Origin of the sequence: Streptomyces sp. NPDC051582 (genome assembly GCF_040681715.1) — a bacterium.
GTDB lineage: Bacteria > Actinomycetota > Actinomycetes > Streptomycetales > Streptomycetaceae > Streptomyces.
Genome location: NZ_JBFAZJ010000010.1, coordinates 15,585 through 36,045 on the forward strand (window position 1 = coordinate 15,585; position 20,461 = coordinate 36,045).

General features: G+C 72.7%; 17 protein-coding genes. 13 read left to right on the forward strand and 4 right to left on the reverse strand.

Annotated features, from left to right (window positions below; translation table 11 throughout):
* The first annotated feature begins 51 nt into the window (after positions 1-51).
* The 6 genes from rfbA (at position 52) to aroC (ending at position 7,077) form a co-directional block, all read left to right on the forward strand.
* Positions 52-921, forward strand: coding sequence for a glucose-1-phosphate thymidylyltransferase RfbA (gene rfbA, locus AB0M92_RS15295; protein ID WP_366102603.1), 870 nt, complete (start codon positions 52-54; stop codon positions 919-921).
* Between the two features lie 179 nt (positions 922-1,100).
* Positions 1,101-2,366 carry a hypothetical protein gene (locus AB0M92_RS15300; protein ID WP_366102604.1) on the forward strand — a complete coding sequence of 422 codons (1,266 nt, stop codon included), beginning with the start codon at positions 1,101-1,103 and terminating at the stop codon, positions 2,364-2,366.
* 79 nt (positions 2,367-2,445) lie between these two features.
* On the forward strand, positions 2,446-4,122 hold the full coding sequence (locus tag AB0M92_RS15305) for a 3-deoxy-7-phosphoheptulonate synthase (protein WP_366102605.1): 1,677 nt from the start codon (positions 2,446-2,448) through the stop codon (positions 4,120-4,122).
* A gap of 201 nt (positions 4,123-4,323) precedes the next feature.
* Positions 4,324-4,479: a hypothetical protein gene (locus AB0M92_RS15310; protein WP_366102606.1), complete on the forward strand. Its 156-nt coding sequence runs from the start codon at positions 4,324-4,326 to the stop codon at positions 4,477-4,479.
* A complete protein-coding gene (locus AB0M92_RS15315; protein ID WP_366102607.1) occupies positions 4,476-5,810 on the forward strand; it encodes an MFS transporter in 1,335 nt (444 codons plus the stop codon). The genes AB0M92_RS15310 and AB0M92_RS15315 overlap by 4 nt, the downstream gene beginning before the upstream one ends.
* A gap of 73 nt (positions 5,811-5,883) precedes the next feature.
* Entirely contained in the window at positions 5,884-7,077 is a 1,194-nt protein-coding gene (gene aroC / locus AB0M92_RS15320; RefSeq protein WP_366102609.1) for a chorismate synthase, read from the forward strand.
* A 60-nt stretch (positions 7,078-7,137) separates the two neighbouring features.
* On the opposite strand, the gene AB0M92_RS15325 is transcribed toward aroC, so the two are convergent.
* Positions 7,138-7,593 (reverse strand): Lrp/AsnC family transcriptional regulator, encoded by a 456-nt coding sequence (locus AB0M92_RS15325; RefSeq protein ID WP_366102610.1) that lies wholly within the window; start codon positions 7,591-7,593, stop codon positions 7,138-7,140.
* A 138-nt stretch (positions 7,594-7,731) separates the two neighbouring features.
* Between AB0M92_RS15325 and AB0M92_RS15330 the strand changes: the two genes are divergently transcribed.
* Positions 7,732-8,733, forward strand: coding sequence for an asparaginase (locus AB0M92_RS15330; RefSeq protein WP_366102611.1), 1,002 nt, complete (start codon positions 7,732-7,734; stop codon positions 8,731-8,733).
* A gap of 78 nt (positions 8,734-8,811) precedes the next feature.
* Here AB0M92_RS15330 and meaB read toward each other — a convergent pair whose 3' ends face one another.
* Genes meaB through AB0M92_RS15345 form a run of 3 tightly spaced genes read right to left on the reverse strand, consistent with a single transcriptional unit; the run spans position 8,812 to position 13,913 of the window.
* Positions 8,812-9,804 carry a methylmalonyl Co-A mutase-associated GTPase MeaB gene (gene meaB / locus AB0M92_RS15335; RefSeq protein ID WP_366102612.1) on the reverse strand — a complete coding sequence of 331 codons (993 nt, stop codon included), beginning with the start codon at positions 9,802-9,804 and terminating at the stop codon, positions 8,812-8,814.
* 9 nt (positions 9,805-9,813) lie between these two features.
* Positions 9,814-12,000 (reverse strand): methylmalonyl-CoA mutase, encoded by a 2,187-nt coding sequence (scpA, locus tag AB0M92_RS15340; RefSeq protein ID WP_366102613.1) that lies wholly within the window; start codon positions 11,998-12,000, stop codon positions 9,814-9,816.
* The gene (locus AB0M92_RS15345) at positions 11,997-13,913 is read right to left on the reverse strand and encodes a methylmalonyl-CoA mutase family protein (protein ID WP_366102614.1); all 1,917 of its coding nucleotides are present in this window, start codon (positions 13,911-13,913) and stop codon (positions 11,997-11,999) included. The genes scpA and AB0M92_RS15345 overlap by 4 nt, the downstream gene beginning before the upstream one ends.
* A 768-nt stretch (positions 13,914-14,681) precedes the next feature.
* On the opposite strand from AB0M92_RS15345, the gene AB0M92_RS15350 reads away from it, so the two are divergent.
* The 6 genes from AB0M92_RS15350 to AB0M92_RS15375 are packed head-to-tail and all read left to right on the forward strand — an operon-like array spanning position 14,682 to position 20,450.
* Positions 14,682-15,617 carry a TauD/TfdA family dioxygenase gene (locus AB0M92_RS15350; protein ID WP_366102615.1) on the forward strand — a complete coding sequence of 312 codons (936 nt, stop codon included), beginning with the start codon at positions 14,682-14,684 and terminating at the stop codon, positions 15,615-15,617.
* A gap of 31 nt (positions 15,618-15,648) precedes the next feature.
* Positions 15,649-16,200, forward strand: a complete 552-nt coding sequence (ssuE, locus tag AB0M92_RS15355; protein ID WP_366102616.1) for an NADPH-dependent FMN reductase — start codon at positions 15,649-15,651, stop codon at positions 16,198-16,200.
* A gap of 36 nt (positions 16,201-16,236) precedes the next feature.
* On the forward strand, positions 16,237-17,277 hold the full coding sequence (locus tag AB0M92_RS15360; protein WP_366102617.1) for an ABC transporter substrate-binding protein: 1,041 nt from the start codon (positions 16,237-16,239) through the stop codon (positions 17,275-17,277).
* 5 nt (positions 17,278-17,282) lie between these two features.
* Complete coding sequence (locus tag AB0M92_RS15365; RefSeq protein WP_366102618.1) at positions 17,283-18,125, forward strand: ABC transporter ATP-binding protein; 843 nt, start codon at positions 17,283-17,285, stop codon at positions 18,123-18,125.
* A complete protein-coding gene (locus AB0M92_RS15370; protein ID WP_366102619.1) occupies positions 18,122-19,087 on the forward strand; it encodes an ABC transporter permease in 966 nt (321 codons plus the stop codon). Before AB0M92_RS15365 ends, AB0M92_RS15370 begins: the two co-directional genes overlap by 4 nt.
* A gap of 31 nt (positions 19,088-19,118) precedes the next feature.
* Positions 19,119-20,450, forward strand: a complete 1,332-nt coding sequence (locus AB0M92_RS15375; RefSeq protein WP_366102620.1) for an LLM class flavin-dependent oxidoreductase — start codon at positions 19,119-19,121, stop codon at positions 20,448-20,450.
* Positions 20,451-20,461: the final 11 nt, after the last annotated feature.

Below are 20,461 nucleotides of genomic sequence, written 5' to 3' on the forward strand. Positions count from 1 at the left end.
GCCCAGCGAACCCGCGCCCGTGCCCGTGCCCAGCGCCCCGAAGGGGGAACCATGCGCGGCATCATCCTCGCCGGCGGCTCCGGCACCCGCCTGCGCCCGCTCACCAGCGTGCACTCCAAGCAGCTGCTGCCGGTCTACGACAAGCCGATGATCTACTACCCGCTGGCCCTGCTCATGCAGGCCGGCATCACCGAGATCCTGGTCATCTCGGCCCCCGAGCACATCGACAGCTACCGGGCGCTCCTCGGTGACGGCGAACGCCTCGGCATCTCGCTCACCTACACCGTGCAGCAGAATCCGGGCGGCATCGCCGAAGCCCTCGTCCTCGGCGGCCCGTTCGCCGGCGGTCAGGACGTCTGCCTCGTCCTCGGGGACAACATCTTCTACGGGCACGGGCTGCCCGACATGCTCCGCGCCGAGGCCGCCCGCCTGGAGGGCTGCACCCTCTTCGGCTACCGGGTCGGCGACCCGGAACGGTACGGGGTGGCCACCGTCGACGAGGCCGGCACCATCCTCACCCTGGAGGAGAAGCCCACCGCCCCCCGCTCGGACCTCGCCGTCACCGGTCTGTACATGTACGACGGCGACGCGGTGCGCCGGGCCGCCGGGCTCGCCCCCTCCGATCGCGGGGAGCTGGAGATCACGGACCTCAACCTCACCTACGTCCGCGAGGGCCGGGCCCGCCTGGTCAACCTCGGACGCGGCTCCGCATGGTTCGACACCGGCACGCACGACAGCCTCCTGGAGGCCGCGATGTTCGTGCAGGTGCTGGAGAAGCGCCAGGGCATCCGCATCTCCTGCCTGGAGGAGGTCGCCTACCGGATGGGCTACATCGACCGCGCGCAGCTGGCGGTGCTCGGCAAGGAGCTCTCCCCCTCATCCGGCTACGGGCAGTACGTGATGGAGCTGGCGACCGCCTGAGCCGCCCCGGCCCGGACGCACCCGCCACCGGCCCGGATGCCCCTCCACCCCTCCGCCACTCCTCCACGGCCGCCGTGCCCGCAGTCGGGCCGTGGCCTCGCCGCCGGGTCCGTCTCGGCCGGCCGGGTTCCCGCCCGGCCGGTCGGACCGGCCTGTACCCACCTCGAAAGGTGCCACAGATGAAGGTCCTCCACCTGCCGGCCGAGACCGGCACCGGTCACAACATGCGGGCCCTCGCGGTGGCCGCGAAGGTGCGCACCCTGTTCCCCGGAGCGGAGCAGCACGTGTACCTCGGTTCCAAGAGCGCACTGTTCACTCCCATGTTCGAGGAGCTCGGCGTGCACGTGCACACCGCCTCCGACCAGCAGGACCACGCCAACACCTCGCAGCTCGCCCGGCGCTTCGACTGGACCTCGTACGTCACCGGCTACCTCAACCGCACGTTCATCAGCGGCGACCGGATGCTCGCCGCGATCGCCCTGATCGGCTCCGTCCGGCCCGATGTGGTCGTCAGCGACTACAACGTCGCCGCGTGCCTGGCCGCCGAGATCTCCGGTGTCCCCTACGTCCTGGTCACCGAGCGCTACGATTTCACCCTCGGCCAGATCGACAACGCCGCCCTCCTGGAAGCCGGCTTCATCCTCGACGACCCCGATGAGGTCGACGCCATCCGGGCCTCTCTGACCACCCTCTTCCGGTGGGTGACCCGCCGGGCCCGCGCCGTCCTCACGGACAAGCCCGACGTTGTCGAACTCGACCGGGGAACCCCGGTGTTCGAAGCCCTCGCGGCCGGCAACGGCCACGTCGTCGGCCCGATCGTCCGCGACGAGTGCGCCGCCGACCCGGCACCCCGCGCCGAGATCGACGCCCGCTTCGGGCTGCACGGCACCGAGTACGCCATCGTCGGCTTCGGCGGCACCACCATGTTCACCGAGAACAAGGAACGGCTGCTCGCCGAATACCTCACCGCCTTCGAGAAGCTGCGCACCGAGCACCCGAACGCCCGGCTCGTCGTGATCGGCCGCCAGACGTTCACCGAGGAGATCGAGGGGGTCGTCCTCGTCGACTACGTGTCCGACTGGCACTCCCTGGTCAAGCACTCCAAGGTCATCCTCTCGCCCCCCGGCTGGCTGTCGGTCACCGAGCTCGCCGTGATGAACGCCCCGGTCGCCTACGTGCTCAGCGGACGGGACGAGTACCACGAGCGGGAGGCCATGACCCGGCTCGACCACCTCGGGTACACCACGGCCACCGAGCCCGACGCCGACACCCTGCTCGCCATCCTGCGCACCGCCTTCGACGAACCGGAAGCCTTCCGCGGCCGGGCCGCGGCGGCGTCCAAGGCCATCGCACCGACGGGCAACGGGGCCGAGGCGGCCGCGAAGCTGATCGGCCAGGTGGTGGCCGAGGCCTCCGCGGGCCGACAGCTCGCTGCAGCGGCCTGACCCGCGGCCCGGCCCGGCCGCACGTATCACGGGGCCACTCCCGCACCACGAGACCATCACCGACCCAAGGGTGTTTCGATTGTCCGCGTATCCCGAATTCTCCGAGCCGCCCGCGCTGCCGTCGGCGACCCGCATGATGCTGCGCAACGAAGGCTCCACGACCGTGCTGCTGCAATCACTCATGGACTCCCCGCTCTCCGCCGAGGTACTGCCCGGCCCCGACCCCGCCACTGCGTGGGCCTCCGGTCACCTCACCGACGTGTTCGGGCCCGGTCCCCACCCCGACCTGCGGATCCGCCGCTCCCGCCTGCGCGACCGCACGGGCGCCGTGGTCAGCGAGAACCTGATCACCTACCGCCGGGCCGACGCGGCCCACGTGATACCCGGGGGCGACACCCCCTTCGGCCTGCACACGCGCAGCCTGGGCCTGTACGAACGCCGCCGGATCCTCGCCACCGGCCTCACCGTCGAACGCTTCGGCCTGCTCCCGGTCGGCTCGCCCGGCCGCGTCTACGAAATCGCGTTTTCCAACCACGTCACGGTCCTCGTGCACGAGGTCTTCAACCCCCGCTTCGTGGCCACCACGACCGAGGCCGGGACGGGGCCGTCCGCCGGGCTGCCCGACCACCAGCCCCGCTGGCCCGACCTCCGGGAGACGGCCCATGTCCGCCGGGTCCTCACCCACGCCGATCCGCTCGTTGCGATGCCCGAAGTGCGTGCCCTGCGCACCGAACTCGCCGGCCCGTCCTTCCTGCTCCAGGGCGGCGACTGTGCCGAGACCTTCGCCGACAACACCCCCCGCTCCGTGCGCAACCGTGTCGACGTGCTGCGCGCCATGGCCGAGCGGATCGCCGAGGGCTCCGGGGCCCGGGTCGTCACCGTCGGGCGGATCGCCGGCCAGTACGCCAAGCCGCGCTCGTCATCCGTCGAACGGCGCGGCGGCACATCGCTCCCCTCCTACCTCGGCGACGCCGTCAACGCCGCCGCCTTCACGGAGGCCGGGCGCGTCCCCGACCCGAAGAACCTGCTGCGCGCCTACCGCGAGTCGGCCAAGACCCTCTCGTTCCTGAACGGTTCGGGGATCTACACCTCCCACGAGGCCCTGCTCCTCGACTACGAACTCCCTCAAGTCCGCACCTCGCCCGTCGACGGTGCCCGCTGGGCCCACTCCGGTCACATGCTGTGGATCGGTGAGCGCACCCGGTCGCTCAGCGGCCCGCACATCGGGTTCGCCTCCGGCATCGCCAACCCGATCGCCGTCAAGATCGGCCCCGGCTGCAGTCCTGACGAACTTCTCGCCCTCCATGCGGTCCTCAACCCGGACAACGTTTCCGGGCGGCTCACCTTCGTCCTGCGGATGGGCCGGGCACTGGCCTATGAGCGCGCCCGGGAACTGCTCACCGCGGCGTCCACCATGGGCCTTGCCGACCGCTTCGTCAGTGACCCCATGCACGGCAACGGGGTCACCAGCCCGGGTGGGATCAAGACCCGCACCATGCGGGCGATCGAGGAGGAACTGCGCGGCTTCTTCACCGCCTGCCGCGAGACCGGCACTCCTCCCGGCGGCGTCCACCTGGAGCTGTCCGGAGACGACGTCACCGAGTGCGTGGACGTGGACATCGACGACGCCTGGCTCGGGCACCGCTACCAGACCTCGTGCGACCCCCGCCTCAACCCGTCCCAGTCCCTCCATCTGGCCGACCTCATCGCGACCCTCCTCGTCACCACCACTCCGGCCCTCAGCCTGACCGCCTGACCGCTTGACCGGCCGCCGGGCGCGATGCACGCGGAGAGCCGGGCGGGGACGGACCGACCGGCACCTGACGGTGTGCAGGGCGGTCCGTCCCCGACCCGTCCCGATCACCCGGTGGCGGCGCCCGTCACCGCCGGCACGCCCCGGCCGGCGCGCCACGCCCGCCCGACGCGGCCCCGTCCCGACCCAGAAAGGCGCCCGCCCATGCGCGCAACCATCCTCGCCGGAGGCTCCGGCACCCGGCTCCGCCCGCCGACGATCTCCTGCATCGACGCCGAGCAGCTCGCCGTCCCGGGGACGGGGCGATCCCCCTCCACCAGCCACGGCCGGTACGTACGAGAACTGGCCGGCGCCGCATGAGCATCGCTGTGGCCATGAGGGGGCGGGGGGCCACCGCCGGGACGGGCCGTCCGCCGGCCCTTCGCCGTCGCCCCCTCATCGTGCTCCTCCTGTGCTGGCTGGTCGTCCTCTTCGACGGCATGGACGTCAACGTCTACGGCGCGGTGATGCCCCGGATGCTCGCCGACCCCGGACTGGGCCTGGCCCCCGCCACCGCCGGGACCGTCGGCAGCTGGACCACCTTCGGCATGCTGGCAGGGGCCCTCGCCGCGGGCAACCTCACCGACTGGACCGGCCGTCGACCGGTGATCGTCGGCGGCACCCTGCTGTTCTCGGCCGGCTCGGTGCTGTGCGCCGCCGCCCCGGGGGTCGACGCCTTCGGACTGGGGCGGTTCGTCACCGGCCTCGGCCTCGGCGGGGTCATGCCCGTCTGCCTGAGCATGGTGATGGAGTTCGCGCCGGGCGCCCGCGCCGCTCTGACCGCGGGCGTGCTGATGACCTCGTACCACGTGGGCGGCATGCTCGCGACCGGCCTGGGCCTCACCCTGGCGGCCGACAGCGGATGGCGCGCGGTCTTCTGGGCCGGAGCCGTGCCCGCTCTGGTGACCGTACCGCTGCTGCTGTGGCTGCTGCCGGAGTCGCCGGCCGTCCTGCTCGCCAAGGGGCACACGGACCGGGCCCGGCGACTGGCGCACCAGTACGGTCTGCGGCTCCGACAGGCCACGGCGGCGCCGCCGGCGGCCGGGGTCCGGGCCCGATGGCACACCGCCCTGGCGCTGTTCCGCGGCACCGGCCGCCGGGCCACCCCGCTGCTGTGGGCCGCGTCCTTCTGCGGACTGCTGCTCGTCTACGGCGTCAGCACCTGGCTGCCCCAGCTCATGCGGGCCGCCGGATACGGCCCCACGTCCTCGGTCGCCTTCCTCCTCGTCATCAACGCGGGCGGGATCGTCGGCATGCTGATCGCGGGCACCGTCGCCACCCGGTTCGGAGCCGCCCGTGTCTCGGCGGTCTGGTTCCTGCTGACCGCGGTCGGCGCACTGCTGCTCACCCTGCGGCTGCCGCTCCCCGTCACGTACGTGATCGTCGCGGTCACCGGCATCTGGCTGTTCAGCGCCCAGGTCATGGTGTACGCCACCGTCCCCGCCCTCTACCCGGCCGCGCAGGTCTCCGCCGGACTGGGCTGGGCCACCGGAGTCGGCCGTCTCGGCGCGGTCATGGGCCCCGCTCTGGGCGGGGCCGTCGTCGCCCACGGCGCACAGCGGTGGGCCTTCGTCATCTTCGCCGCGGCCGGCCTGACCGGCGCGCTGGCGATCCACCTCGCAGGGAGGACCCCATGCCACTCGGACGGCTAGAGCGGATCGTCAAGGCGAACGGCGCGCGCGGCGCCGTCGCGGACCAGTGGCCCTCCCCGCTCCGGGAGGCACGGTGAGCAGGCTGCGCTGGCTGACCGCAGGCGAGTCGCACGGCCCGGCGCTGGTGGCCACACTGGAGGGCCTGCCCGCCGGCGTCCCGGTGACCACCGCCCTGGTGGCCGACGACCTCGCCCGGCGCAGGCTCGGCCACGGCCGCGGCGCCCGGATGAGATTCGAACGGGACGAGGTCACGATCCTGGGCGGCGTACGCCACGGCCTGTCCCTCGGTTCACCGGTGGCGGTCATGGTCGGCAACACGGAGTGGCCGAAATGGCAGCAGGCCATGTCACCCGACCCGGTGGACGGTGCGTCCCTGAAGGCGGGCACGGGGCGCAACGCCCCTCTGACCCGTCCCCGCCCGGGCCACGCCGACCTGGCCGGCATGCAGAAGTACGGCTTCGACGAGGCCCGCCCGATCCTGGAGCGCGCCAGCGCCAGGGAGACGGCGGCCCGCGTCGCGCTCGGTGCGGTCGCTCGTTCCTTCCTGCGGGAGGCCGCGGGAATCGCGATCGTGTCGCACGTGGTGGGACTGGCCTCGGCCGAGGCCCCGAACGGTGCGTACCCCACCCCGGCCGACGTGCCGGCACTGGACGCGGACCCGGTGCGCTGCCTGGACGCGGCGGCGTCGAGGGCGATGGTCGCGGAGATCGACCGGGCGCACAGGGACGGCGACACCCTGGGCGGCGTGGTCGAGGTCCTCGCGTACGGCGTCCCCGTCGGCCTCGGCTCGCACGTGCACTGGGACCGCCGTCTGGACGCCCGCCTGGCCGGTGCCCTGATGGGCATTCAGGCGATCAAGGGCGTGGAGGTGGGCGACGGCTTCGCCCTGGCCCGCGTCCCGGGCACGAGGGCCCATGACCAGATGGTCCCGACTCCGGAGGGCATCGCGCGCACGAGCGCCCGTGCGGGCGGCACGGAAGGCGGGCTGACGACGGGCGAACCGCTGCGCGTCCGCGCCGCGATGAAGCCGATCGCGACGGTCCCGCGCGCCCTGGCCACCGTCGACGTCGCCACGGGCGAGGCCGCCACGGCGCACCACCAGCGCTCGGACGTCTGCGCCGTCCCGGCGGCCGGCATCGTCGCCGAGGCCATGGTCGCCCTGGTCCTGGCCGACGCCGTGGTGGAGAAGTTCGGAGGCGACTCGCTCTCCGAGACCCGCCGCAACGTCCGCTCCTACCTCGACGCCCTCCGGATCCGGACCCGCTGAGCCCGGAACACCGGCCGGCTTCGACTCGGCGGTGGTCGTGAGGAACCGCTTTGCTCGGGGTCAGCGCTCGACCGGGAGGCCCGTCGGTTGCTTGATGCGCTTCATGATGATCTGCGAGTTGACCTCGGTGATGCCGGTGAGGGCCGTCAGTTTCTCGATCCAGAGGCGCTCGTACGCGCGGAGGTCCGCGACCGCGATCCGGAGCAGGCAGCCGGGGCTGCCGAAGAGGCGGTAGGCCTCGATCACGTCCGGGATGTCCTGGAGGGCGGCCTCGAAGGCCTCGACCGCCTCCCGGTCGCGGCGCACCTCGACCGAGACGAGGACCTCGAAGCCCCGGTCGACCGCCTCCGGGGAGATCACCGCGCGGTAGCCCTGGATCACCCCGTCCTGTTCGAGCTGGCGTACGCGACGCATGCAGGGGGAGGGGGTCAAGCCGACGCGCTGGGCCAGCTCCTGGTTGCTGAGCCGGCCGTCGGCCTGTAGCTCACGCAAGATTTCACGGTCGATCTCATCCATTGCGCAATCATTCCCCATGCTCACGGGGTTTGCGGGGTGGAAGACGCAATCACATTGCGCCCAAATCGCTCTATCATTGCTGCTTTAGGTACGCGTGTGCGACCTGCGTACGAGTGAATGGAAGGGTGGCCAGGAGCCATGGGACGGATCGTCGTCATCAGCACCGGCGGCACGATAGCCAGCCGCTGGCAGGGTTCCGGCTTCGCGGCCGACGCCGACGGGCGTGAGGTCATGGCCACCGCGCCGCTGCCCGAGGACATCACCGTCGAGGTGGTGGACCTGTTCAGCGTGAACAGTCCCCGGCTGACCACCGCCCACCAGCTCACCCTGCTCCGCACCGTGCACGAGGTGCTCGCCGATCCGGGCGTGGACGGCATCGTCGTCACGCACGGCACCGACACCCTGGAGGAGTCGGCGTTCCTCGTCGACCTGCACCACCACGACCCGCGCACCGTGGTCTTCACCGGAGCGCAGCGGCCCATGGGCACCGCGGACGGGGACGGCCCCGGCAATCTGTACGACGCGCTGCTCACGGCCGCGAGCACCCGGGGGCTCGGTGTGCTGATCGCCTTCGGCGGTCGCGTGCACGCGGCCCGCGGCACGGTGAAGACGCAGGCGGTGGCGCTGGACGCGTTCGCCGATCCCTCGAAGGAACTGCTCGGGAAGATCGGCTTCGGCAAGGTCACGATGCTGCGGGCCCCGCAGCGCCCGGAACCTCTGCCGCTGCCGGCCATGCCGGAGGTGCCGCCGCGGGTGGACGTCGTGATGCACCACGCCGACGGGGACCCGGTGCTCCTGAACGCCGCCGTCGCGGCGGGCGCCCGGGGGCTCGTGCTGGTCGGTACGGGAGCGGGGAACGCGACCCCCGAGATCGTGGACGCGGTACGGGAGGCCATCGCGCGCGGCGTACTGGTCGCGCTGACCACCCGGGTTCCCGCCGGGCCGGTGACGGAGATCTACACGCACGGCGGTGCGGTGGACCTGGTGGCGGCGGGAGCCGTTCCCACGGGCACCCTGCGGGCGCCGCAGGCGCGGATCGCCGTGCTTTCGGCGCTGCTCGCCTCCGAGGACGACGCGGACCGCGTCCGCATCCTGCAGCGCAGCGTGTCCTCGGCCGGACCGGCGCTCGTCACCGCCTGAGGCCGGAGCCGGCGAGTGCCGGCGGGGGCGGCGCCGCACCGCGGCCCCCGCGCCCCGCGGCCCCCGCCGCCCCCCGCATCAACCGCCGGAAGTACCGAACGCCGCCAGGATGCGGTCCGCCGCCGAGGTGGGCGTGACCGTGCCCGCGCGGATCGCCGCTTCCAGGGTGGGGGACAGCTCGCGGACCGCCGGGTTGCCGCGCAGCCGGTCCAGCAGCTCGTCGCGGACCATCGACCAGGTCCATTCCACCTGCTGCTGCGCCCGCTTGGCCGCCAGGCGGCCTCCCGCGTCCAGCAGCCGGCGGTGCTGCTCCAGGCGGTTCCACACCTCGTCCAGACCCGCCGACTCCCGCGCGCTGCACGTGAGGACCGGCGGGGTCCAGGCCGCGTCCGCCGGGTGCATCAGGCGCAGCGCGCCCGACAACTCCCGCGCCGCCGCCTTCGCGTCGCGCTCGTGCGGCCCGTCCGCCTTGTTCACGGCGAGGACGTCGGCCAGCTCCAGCACACCCTTCTTGATGCCCTGGAGCTGATCCCCCGTACGGGCCAGGGAGAGCAGGAGGAAGGAGTCGACCATCCCCGCCACCGTGGTCTCGGACTGGCCCACGCCCACCGTTTCGACGAGGACCACGTCGTAGCCCGCCGCCTCCATGACGATCATGGATTCACGGGTCGCCTTCGCCACGCCGCCCAGCGTGCCGGCCGAGGGGGAGGGGCGCACGAACGCCGCCGGGTCCACCGACAGGCGTTCCATCCGCGTCTTGTCGCCCAGGATGGAGCCGCCCGTGCGCGTGGAGGAAGGGTCCACGGCGAGGACCGCCACCCGGTGGCCCAGCCCCGTCAGCATCGTGCCGAACGCGTCGATGAACGTGGACTTGCCGACCCCCGGCACCCCGCTGATCCCGATCCGGCGCGCCCGCCCCGTGTGCGGGAGCAGCTCCGTCAGCAGTTGCTGCGCCAGCGCGCGGTGGGCGGGCAGGGTGGACTCGACGAGGGTGATGGCGCGCGCGATGAACGCGCGCTTCCCGCCGAGCACTCCCTTCGCGTAGGCCTCGATCTCGATCTTCGGAGGCATCCGCCGCGCCTACAGCTCGTGGCCCAGATCCGCGGCCAGCCGCGTCACCAGGTCGTGGGCCGCGTCCGGGATCACCGTGCCCGGCGGGAACACCGCCGCCGCGCCCATCTCCAGCAGCGTCGGCACGTCGGCCGGCGGGATCACCCCGCCCACCACGATCATGATGTCCTCGCGCCCCTCCTCCGCCAGCTGCTCGCGCAGCGCCGGTACGAGGGTCAGGTGGCCGGCCGCCAGCGAGGACACGCCCACCACGTGGACGTCCGCCTCGACGGCCTGGCGGGCCACCTCCGCCGGGGTCTGGAACAGCGGGCCGACGTCCACGTCGAAGCCCAGGTCGGCGAAGGCCGTCGCGATCACCTTCTGGCCGCGGTCGTGTCCGTCCTGGCCCATCTTGGCGACCAGGACACGCGGACGACGGCCCTCCGCCTCCTCGAAGCGGTCGACCAGCGCGCGCGTGCGCTCCACGTTCGGGGACTCTCCTGCCTCGGTGCGGTACACACCCGAAATCGTACGGATCTGGCTCGCGTGCCGCCCGTACACCTTCTCCAGCGCGTCCGAGATCTCGCCCACGGTCGCCTTGGCGCGCGCCGCGTCCACCGCCAGCGCGAGCAGGTTCCCCTCGCCGCGCCCGGCCGCGTTCGTCAGCGCCCGCAGGGTGTCCTGGGTGACCGCCTCGTCGCGCTCCTCGCGCAGCCGGCGCAGCTTCTCGATCTGCTGCGTGCGCACCGAGGAGTTGTCGACCTTGAGCACGTCGATCTGCTCGTCGTTCTCCACCCGGTACTTGTTCACGCCGATCACCGGCTGGCGGCCGGAGTCGATCCGCGCCTGCGTGCGGGCCGCGGCCTCCTCCACGCGCAGCTTCGGGATGCCCGCGTCGATGGCCTGCGCCATGCCGCCGGCCGCCTCGACCTCCTGGATGTGCTGCCAGGCCCGGCGCGCCAGGTCGTACGTCAGCTTCTCGACGTACGCGCTGCCGCCCCACGGGTCGATCGACCGGCAGGTCCCCGATTCCTGCTGGAGCAGGAGCTGGGTGTTGCGGGCGATGCGCGCCGAGAAGTCCGTCGGCAGCGCGAGCGCCTCGTCGAGGGCGTTGGTGTGCAGCGACTGGGTGTGCCCCTGGGTCGCCGCCATCGCCTCGATGCACGTGCGCGTCACGTTGTTGAAGACGTCCTGAGCGGTCAGCGACCAGCCGGAGGTCTGCGAATGGGTGCGCAGTGAGAGCGACTTGGCGTTCTGCGGGTCGAACTGCTTGACCAGGCGCGCCCACAGCAGGCGGGCGGCGCGCAGCTTCGCGACCTCCATGAAGAAGTTCATGCCGATCGCCCAGAAGAACGACAGGCGCGGCGCGAAGGCGTCCACGTCCAGCCCGACCGCCTGCCCGGCGCGCAGGTACTCCACGCCGTCCGCGAGGGTGTACGCGAGCTCCAGGTCGGCCGTGGCCCCGGCCTCCTGGATGTGGTACCCGGAGATCGAGATGGAGTTGTACCTCGGCATGTTCTGCGAGGTGAACGCGAAGATGTCGGAGATGATCCGCATCGAGGGCTTGGGCGGATAGATGTAGGTGTTGCGGACCATGAACTCTTTGAGGATGTCGTTCTGGATGGTCCCGGCGAGCTTGTCGGGGGAGACGCCCTGCTCCTCCGCCGCCACGATGTAGAGGGCGAGGACCGGCAGCACCGCGCCGTTCATGGTCATCGACACCGTCATCTTGTCCAGCGGGATGCCGTCGAAGAGCTGGCGCATGTCGTAGATCGAGTCGATCGCCACGCCCGCCATGCCGACGTCGCCCGTGACGCGCGGGTGGTCGCTGTCGTAGCCGCGGTGGGTGGGCAGGTCGAAGGCGATCGACAGGCCCTTCTGGCCGGCCGCGAGGTTGCGCCGGTAGAAGGCGTTCGACTCCTCGGCCGTCGAGAAGCCCGCGTACTGGCGGATCGTCCAGGGCTGGTTGACGTACATGGTCGGGTACGGCCCGCGCAGGTACGGGGCCACGCCCGGGTAGGTCCGCAGGAAGTCCAGGCCCTCCAGGTCCCGGCCCGTGTACAGCGGCTTCACGCCGATGCCCTCGGGGGTCTCCCACAGCAGGTCGCCGGCGGCGGTCCCGGTGGACTCCTTCACCGCCGCGCGCCACTGGTCCTCGGACCCGGCCGCGGCGGCGCCGCCGCCCAGCGCGAGGGCGGAGAAATCGGGGATGCTCACAGGGAGACTCCCATCCGGTCGAGTACGGAGGACAGTACGGCGACCGCGTCGCAGCCCGCGAAGACGTACTCGTCCACGGCGCCGGCCGAGGTGCCGGGCTTGCCCGCGAGGAACACGGTCGTCGCGCCGGCCGAGCGCAGGGCCGCGGCCACCGCCTCCGCCTGCTCCTCGTACAGCGGATCGCTGGAGCACAGCACGGCCATGCCGTCCGCGCCGCTCGCGGCATAGGCACCGGCGGCCGTCGCCGGGTCCACCGACACCGGGTCGTGGACCGGTTCGATGCCGCCCGCCTGGAACAGGTTCGCGGCGAAGGTGGCGCGCGCGGTGTGCGCCGCCGCGGGTCCCAGCGCGGCGAGGAAGATCCGCGGACGGTTCCCGGTCGCGGCCAGGTGCGCATCGCTGCGGGCGCGCAGCGCCTCGTACGCCTCGTCGCGCCGTACGCGGGGGAGCCCGCCGGTGGGGCCCGCCGGGGCGGGCTCGCGGTCGAGGGGCTTCTCCGAGAGGAGCGGGAACTCGCTGACGCCCGTGATGGGTTCACGGCGCTTGGCGAGCCTCTTGGAGCGCTCGGCCCAGGTGGCGGCGAGCCGGTCGGCGACCAGTCCGGAGCGCAGGGCGGCGGCCAGGCCGCCGGCCTTCTCGATCGTCTGGAAGAACTCCCAGGCGGCGTGCGCGAGTTCGTCGGTCAGCCGCTCCACGTAGTACGAGCCGCCGGCCGGGTCGATGACGCGGGCGAGGTGCGACTCCTCCAGGAGGACGGTGGAGGTGTTGCGGGCGATGCGGCGCGCGAAGGCGTCCGGCAGGCCGATTTCGTGGTCGAAGGGGAGCACGGTGACCGAGTCCGCTCCGCCGACGCCCGCCGCCATGCAGGCGATGGTGGTGCGCAGCATGTTCACCCACGGGTCGCGACGGGTCATCATCACCGGGGAGGTGACGGCGTGCTGGCGCTGGGCCCCGGCCTCGGGGGCGCCGCAGGCCTCGGCGATCCGGGCCCAGAGGCGGCGCGCGGCGCGGAACTTCGCGATGGTGAGGAACTGGTCGGCGGTCGCGGCGTAGCGGAATTCGAGCTGGCCGAGGGCGGCGTGGAGGCCGAGGTCTCCGGCGGTGGGGGCGGTGTCGCCTTCCGAGCCGCCGACGGCGCCGGATCCGGCTTCCGTCAGGGCGCGGAGGTACGCGACTCCGGTCGCCAGGGACAGACCGAGCTCCTCGGCGGCCGAGCCGCCGGCCTCGTGGTACGGCAGCGCGTCGACGGTGAGCGCGCGGACGCCGGGCCAGTGCGCGGCGGCCTCCCGGGCGAGGCCGACGGCGTCGGCGAGGTCCAGGGCCTGACCCGTACGGGCCTCGTGGCCGAGGGGGTCGGCGCCGAGGCCGGCGCGGGCGGCCCCGGGGGCCACCTGCCGGTCCGCGTACAGGCGCAGCAAGGCGCGGGCGGCGTCGGCGTATTCGGCTCCGGCGTCGAGGGAGACGGGGGCCAGGTCGAGGTAGACGCCGTCGAGGGCGCGGGGCAGCGCGTCGACGGGGAGGCCGCCGGAGCCGTCGCCCACGGACAGCCAGAGGGAGGTGACCCCGTTCTCAAGGTCGGTGAGGACGGCCTCGTTCACGCGTACGGGGTCGTTGCCGACGTACCGCTGACGCACGTCCCAGCCGGCGGCCGCACCACCGGCGGGGCTGCCACCCCGTATGAACGGCGCGAACCCGGGGAACCCGGTCTCGTCCGCCGCCTCGGGTGCGGTGTACAGCGGGCGGGTGGTGAGCCCGTCCTCTAGCTTCGTGGACAACGCGTCTTCTGCGGCCTCGCCGGATACGTCCTTGCCGGACTTGCGTAGAACGCCCTCTACCAGGCGCTGCCACTGCTCATGCGTCGCGTCAGGGAACTCGGCGGCCAAGGAGAGCCCGTCATCAGGCAGGACCGTCATGGCTCGAATGCTAGGGGGGTCACCTTGGGAACGACTATAACCACCGGATGTGATCTCGCCCTCTCATGTGAGACGGGGCGGGTCACGAAAGAGCACGCCGGGGCGGGTGCGGTCGCCGGGGAGCGGCCGGGGGAGCAGCCGGGGCAGCCGGGGCGGCCGGGGGCGGCCGGAGAGTGGCCGGCGGGCGGCCGGTGTCGGGCCGGTCTCGGGACGGCGCCGGCGAGTGCGTGGCGGTCGCATTGCGAGGGCGTGAAATCCGGCCACGGTTTTCGGCCGTCCGGGGGTGTGGGCGGCGCCCGCCGGAGCGGGCGAAACGGCAGGTCAGGGACCGGACGCCGAGGTGGGCGGGGGTTGCGGTCCGGGTTTGTTTCGGGGTGTCGGGCGGGGCTTGACCCGTCCGGGGGTGGCTGACACGCTCCGAGCCATGTCCGCGTTCGAGCTTTCCGCCCCGCGGCTCCACACCCCCGGCCCCTGTACCGCGCCGGGTGCGTGTCCGGGCCGCTGTCAGGCCCCGCACCGCGCCTGAGCCCCGCCCGGGGCCCGATCGACGACCGCCCGTCTTCGATGCCGGTCCTCGGTGGCGTACCGGCCCGTGTGCCGGCCCTCCCCGGCCCGATGCCCGTCGGGCCCGCGGCCCGCAATCGGCCGACCCCGTCCCCTCGACCCGTACGCGGACCGGGGACCCCTCTCACCGCTCCGTCCAACCAGCCCGTGCCGAACCCGTCTTCGGCATGCCCTGAACGCCCTGAACGCACCCAAGGAGTTCCCATGACCACCGCCACCCCTACCCGGCCCCTCGTCACCCGGATCGGCGGCCGGATCGGCGCCGAGATCGGGGGAGTGCGGCTCGGAGGTGAGGTTCCGGCGGAGGCCGTCGCCGGGATCCGGGCCGCCCTCCTCGCCCACAAGGTCGTCTTCTTCCGCGGCCAGGACCACCTCGACGAGGCCGGCCACGAAGCCTTCGCCCGGTTGCTCGGCACACCCGTCGCCCACCCCACCGTGCCCTCCGCAGACGGCCGCTACGCCCTCGGCATCGACTCCCACCACAACGCCCGCGCCAACCAGTGGCACACCGATGTCACCTTCGTCCCCGCCTACCCCGCCTTCTCCGTCCTCCGCGCCGTCACCCTCCCCCCGTACGGCGGCAACACCCTCTGGGCCAACACCGCCGCCGCCTACGCCCACCTCCCCGAGCCGCTGCGCGTCCTCGCCGACGGCCTGCGCGCCGTGCACACCAACGAGTACGACTACGCCGCCCTCAAGCCCGACGCCCTCCCCGAGGCCCTCGCCCAGTACCGCGAGGTGTTCACGTCCACGAAGTTCCTCACCGAGCACCCCGTCGTCCGCGTCCACCCCGAGACCGGCGAACGCAGCCTGCTCCTCGGCAACTTCGTCCAGCGGATCAACGGCCTGACCGGCCGGGACTCCCGTGCGCTGCTCGACCTCTTCCAGTCGCACATCGAGCGCCCCGAGAACACCGTCCGCTGGCAGTGGCGGACCGGTGACGTCGCGATCTGGGACAACCGCGCCACCCAGCACTACGGCGTCGACGACTCCGACGACCACGAGCGCACCCTGCGCCGCGTGACGGTCGACGGCGACGTACCCGTCGGCCCGGACGGGGCGCCGTCCCGCCTGATCAGCCCCGAGACCGTCCCCGACCCGTCCTTCGGCATCCCGTCGGGCGCGTCCGCCGCCGCCTGACCGCAGCCCGTACGAAGCCCCAGGAGGCACCGTGCCCACCCTGCTCGCCCTCACCGGAAGTCCCTCCCCCCACTCCCGTACCGCCGTCGTCGCCGACCACGTGCTGCGCCGGCTCGCCCACGCCGGGTTCGACACCGCCCACCTCGCCGTACGGGAACTCCCCGCCGCCGATCTCCTCTCCGCCCGCCGCGGCGAGCCGGAGATCCGCCGAGCCCTCGAAGCCGTGGCGGAGGCCGACGGGATCATCGTCGCGACCCCGGTCTACAAGGCCTCGTACACCGGCCTGCTCAAGGCCTTCCTCGATCTGCTCCCGCAGGACGGGCTGGCCGGGAAGACGGTCCTGCCGATCGCCACCGGCGGCAGCCTCGCCCACGTACTGACCCTCGACTACGCCCTGCGCCCGGTGCTCGCCGCGCTCGGAGCGCGGCACGTCACCGCCGGCCGGTTCGTCCTGGACTCCTCCGTGGAGCGCGGGACCGGCCCCGGCCGACTGCGGCCCGAGGCGGAGCTGGACCTCTTCCAGGCCGTCGACGAGTTCGCCGGGGCGCTGAGCGCCAAGTCCTTCGCGACGACCGCCCCGTAGCGGTCCCGCACACCCGATCCCCGACAAGGAACCCCCATGTCCGCAGCCCTCGCCTCCACCACCACCTCCCGACGCCAGTTCCTCACCCTGCTCGGCATCTCGGCGGCCGCGGTGAGCTGCGGTACGGCCACCGCGTCCGGGGGGTCCGCAGGATCCGGCAAGCAGGTCACCACGCTCAAGTACCAGGGCGCGGTCGGCACCGTCGTGCTCCCCGAACTGGCCGCGGACCTCGGCTACCTGGGCGGTCTGACCCTCGACTGGGTCGGCAACACCATCAGCGGGCCCCAGGACATCCAGTCCGCGGCCACCGGCCAGACCCACTTCGGCGGAGCCTTCAACGGCGCGATCGTCAAGCTCGCCGCGAGCAAGGCCCAGATCCGGTCCGTCGTCTCCTACTACGGCTCCGACCAGGACACCTACCTCGGCTACTACGTCCTGGAGGACAGCCCGATCCGCACGCCGCGCGACCTGATCGGAAAGAAGGTCGGCATGAACACCCTCGGCGCCCACGCCCAGGCGCTGCTGGAGATCTACCTGGAGCGCGGCGGCCTCCCCAAGGCCGAGGCGGCGAAGGTGGAATCGCTGGTGGTCCCACCCGTCAACACCGAACAGGCGCTGCGCCAGAAGCAGATCGAGGTCGGGGTGCTCAGCGGAGTCCTGCGCGACAAGGCCCTCGCCGCCGGCGGCATCCGCCCGCTGTTCAAGGACTACGAGCTGCTGGGCGCCTTCAGCGCCGGGTCGTACGTGATGACCCGGCGGTTCATCAAGGAGAACCCCGACACCGTACGGACCTTCACGACCGGCGTCGCCAAGGCCATCGAGTGGTCCCGGACCACCCCGCGCGAGGAGGTCGTCGCCCGGATGACCGAGATCGTCAAGAAGCGCGGCCGCAACGAGGACACCTCCACGCTCCGGTACTGGCGCTCGTTCGGGGTGGCCGAGACCGGCGGCCGGATCGCGGACAAGGAGTTCCAGCTGTGGATCGACTGGCTCGGTGCGCGCGGCGAGGTCAAGAAGGGCCAGGTCAGTGCCTCCGACCTGTACACGAACGAGTTCAACGGCCAGGGGAAGGGCTGAGCACCATGGCGAAGATCGTGTTCGAGTCCGTGACCAAGACCTTCCCGGGGAAGCAGGCGAAGGGCAGGAGTGCCGGGGGCCCCGGCGGTGGCGGCTTCACCGCCCTCGACGGCGTGGACCTGGAGATCGCGGCCGGGGAGTTCACGGTGGTCGTGGGCCCCAGCGGCTGCGGCAAGTCCACCCTCCTCGACCTGCTGGGCGGCCTGGCCCGGCCCACCTCCGGCCGGATCCTCCTCGACGGGGAGCCGGTCACCGGGCCCGGCCTGGACCGGGGCATCGTCTTCCAGCAGTACGCCCTGCTGCCCTGGCGCACCGCGCTCGGCAACATCGAGTTCGGGCTGGAGGCGACCGGCGTTCCACGCCGTGAACGAAACGAGCGGGCGCGGGAGTTCCTGGACCTCGTAGGCCTCGCCGGATTCGAGTACCGCCACCCGCACGAACTGTCCGGAGGCATGCGCCAGCGCGTCGCGATCGCCCGCTCCCTGGCGTACGACCCGGACGTCCTGCTGATGGACGAGCCGTTCGCCGCGCTCGACGCGCAGACCCGCGAATCCCTCCAGGACGAGCTGCGCCGCATCTGGCAGCGCACCGGCAAGACCGTCGTCTTCATCACGCACGGGATCGAGGAGGCCGTGTACCTCGGGCAGCGGGTGGCCGTGATGACCTCCCGGCCCGGCCGGATCAAGGAGACCGTCCCCGTCTCCTTCGGCGACCGGGCCACCGGCGCCGGCGGGGAGGAGCTGCGCTCCAGCCCCGAATTCGCGCGCTACCGCCACGAGATCTGGACCCTGCTCCACGACGAGGTGGCCCGCGCCCGCCAACTGGAGAAGGAGGAGGCCACCGTATGAGCACCGGAACCGATACGAAGAGCATCGTGATCGAGGCGGACGCCGATCGCGCGGAGAGGGGGCGCACCGAGGAGCTGACGCCGGTACGGGAACCCGCGCCGGTACGGGAACCCGCGCCGGCCGCGCCCGCCCCGGCCGCGCCCGCCCCGGCCCGGTCCGCCCGGGCTCGGTCCGTCCCGGCCCGGTCCGCCCTGCGCGCCGCCGCCCGGTGGCTGCGCTCGGCGGCCCTGCGCTCGGCGGCGCTCGTCGCCCTGCTCGCGCTCTGGGAGGCGGCGCCCCGGCTCGCACTGGTGGACCCCACCTTCCTCCCGCCGGTCAGCGAGGTCGCGGCGGCCTGGTGGGACCTGGCGGGCAACGGCCAGCTCGCCGAGCACACGCGGGCCAGCCTGGTCCGCTCCTTCGGCGGCTTCGGCATCGCCGTCGTCCTCGCGGTCCCGCTCGGCCTGCTGATCGGCTGGTACCGCCCCGTCGCGGTGCTGCTCGGCCCGCTGCTGGAGGTGTTCCGCAACACCGCGGCCCTCGCGCTGCTGCCGGTGTTCGTCCTGCTGCTCGGCATCGGCGAGACCTCGAAGGTCTCGATCGTCGTCTACGCCTGCGTCTGGCCGATCCTGCTGAACACCATCAGCGCCGTCGGCAACGCCGATCCGACGCTGGTGCGACTGGCCCGGTCCATGGACCTGTCCACGCCGAGGCTGTTCCAGAAGGTGATCCTCCCGGCTTCCGTCCCGGCGATCTTCACCGGCATCCGGCTGGCCGGCGCCGTCTCGATCCTGGTCCTCGTGGCCGCCGAGATGATCGGCGCCAAGGCGGGTCTCGGCTATCTGATCAACGCCTCGCAGTTCAACTTCGCGATCCCCGAGATGTACGCGGGCATCGTCACCATCTCCGCCATCGGCGTGGCCTTCAACCAGCTCCTCGTCGGCATCGAACGCCGCCTCAGCCTCTGGCGCGTCCCCGCCTGACACCCGTCTCTCCCACCCGAGGAACACCACCATGACCGCACCCCGGACCCTCCACCTCAACGCCTTCCTCATGAACGCCGGGCACCACGACGCGGCCTGGCGCCACCCCGACAGCAGTCCCGAGCGAGTGACCGACGTGCGGTACTTCCAGGAGCTGGCGCGGACCGCCGAGCGCGGGCGCCTCGACTCGATCTTCTTCGCGGACGGACTCGCCCTCTGGGGCAAGGCCCGGTACAACGCCCTCGGCGGGTTCGAGCCGCTCACCCTGCTCGCCGCGATCGCCGCCGTCACCGATCACATCGGGCTCATCGCCACCGTCTCCACCACCTTCAACGAGCCCTTCCACCTCGCCCGCACGTTCGCCTCCCTCGACCACATCAGCAACGGCCGGGCCGGCTGGAACATCGTCACCTCCGCAGCCGTGGACGAGGCCCGCAACTTCGGCCGGGACGAGCACCTCGAACACGGCCTGCGCTACGAGCGCGCCCGCGAGTTCCTCGACGTCGCCACCAAGCTCTGGGACAGCTGGGAGGACGACGCGATCGTCCTCGACAAGGAGCGCGGCATCTACGCCGACACCGACAAGCTCCACCCCGCCGCCCACCGCGGTACGCACTTCGGCGTCGCCGGCCCGCTGAACGTGCCCCGCTCCCCGCAGGGCCACCCGCTGCTCGTCCAGGCCGGCTCCTCCGAGGACGGCAAGGAGTTCGCAGCCCAGTACGCCGAGGCCGTCTTCACCGCGCAACAGACCCTCGCCGACGGGCAGACCTTCTACAAGGACCTCAAGTCGCGCCTCGCGAAGTACGGCCGGACCGAATCGGACCTCCTCGTACTGCCCGGCATCGCCCCCGTCATCGGCTCCACCGAGGCCGAGGCCAAGGCCCTGGAGCAGCGGCTCACCGACCTCCAGGTGCCGGAGTACGGGCTCGCCCAGCTCTCCGGCATGCTCGGCACCGACCTGACGGGCCTGCCCCTCGACGGCCCGCTCCCCGAGCTCCCCGAGGAGCGGGACATCAACGGCAACAAGAGCCGCTTCACCCTCGTCGCCGAACTGGCCCGCCGCGACGGGCTCAGCCTGCGCGACCTGATCGCCCGCCTCGGCGCCGGGCGCGGCCACCGCGTCTTCGCCGGCACGCCCGAGCAGATCGCCGACCAGCTGGAGGAGTGGTTCACGCAGGGCGCCGCCGACGGGTTCAACGTCATGGCGCCCGTGCTGCCGACCGGGCTCACCGACTTCGTCGACCACGTGGTGCCGATCCTGCAGCGCCGCGGCCTGTTCCGCACCGAGTACGCGGGGGCGACCCTGCGCGAGAACTACGGCCTCGCGCGCCCTGCGAACCGGTACGCGCGCACCGCCTCGTGAGGGGCCGCGCC

Excerpts from the sequence above, each read along its gene's own strand:
- rfbA (WP_366102603.1), top strand. The coding sequence starts at position 52 with ATGCGCGGCATCATCCTCGCCGGCGGCTCCGGCACCCGCCTGCGCCCG.
- AB0M92_RS15365 (WP_366102618.1), top strand. The coding sequence starts at position 17,283 with ATGGCGAAGATCGTGTTCGAGTCCGTGACCAAGACCTTCCCGGGGAAG.
- AB0M92_RS15315 (WP_366102607.1), top strand. The coding sequence starts at position 4,476 with ATGAGCATCGCTGTGGCCATGAGGGGGCGGGGGGCCACCGCCGGGACG.
- AB0M92_RS15350 (WP_366102615.1), top strand. The coding sequence starts at position 14,682 with ATGACCACCGCCACCCCTACCCGGCCCCTCGTCACCCGGATCGGCGGC.
- AB0M92_RS15375 (WP_366102620.1), top strand. The coding sequence starts at position 19,119 with ATGACCGCACCCCGGACCCTCCACCTCAACGCCTTCCTCATGAACGCC.
- AB0M92_RS15310 (WP_366102606.1), top strand. The coding sequence starts at position 4,324 with ATGCGCGCAACCATCCTCGCCGGAGGCTCCGGCACCCGGCTCCGCCCG.
- meaB (WP_366102612.1), bottom strand. The coding sequence starts at position 9,804 with ATGCCTCCGAAGATCGAGATCGAGGCCTACGCGAAGGGAGTGCTCGGC.
- AB0M92_RS15330 (WP_366102611.1), top strand. The coding sequence starts at position 7,732 with ATGGGACGGATCGTCGTCATCAGCACCGGCGGCACGATAGCCAGCCGC.
- AB0M92_RS15325 (WP_366102610.1), bottom strand. The coding sequence starts at position 7,593 with ATGGATGAGATCGACCGTGAAATCTTGCGTGAGCTACAGGCCGACGGC.
- AB0M92_RS15370 (WP_366102619.1), top strand. The coding sequence starts at position 18,122 with ATGAGCACCGGAACCGATACGAAGAGCATCGTGATCGAGGCGGACGCC.
- AB0M92_RS15345 (WP_366102614.1), bottom strand. The coding sequence starts at position 13,913 with ATGACGGTCCTGCCTGATGACGGGCTCTCCTTGGCCGCCGAGTTCCCT.
- AB0M92_RS15300 (WP_366102604.1), top strand. The coding sequence starts at position 1,101 with ATGAAGGTCCTCCACCTGCCGGCCGAGACCGGCACCGGTCACAACATG.
- AB0M92_RS15360 (WP_366102617.1), top strand. The coding sequence starts at position 16,237 with ATGTCCGCAGCCCTCGCCTCCACCACCACCTCCCGACGCCAGTTCCTC.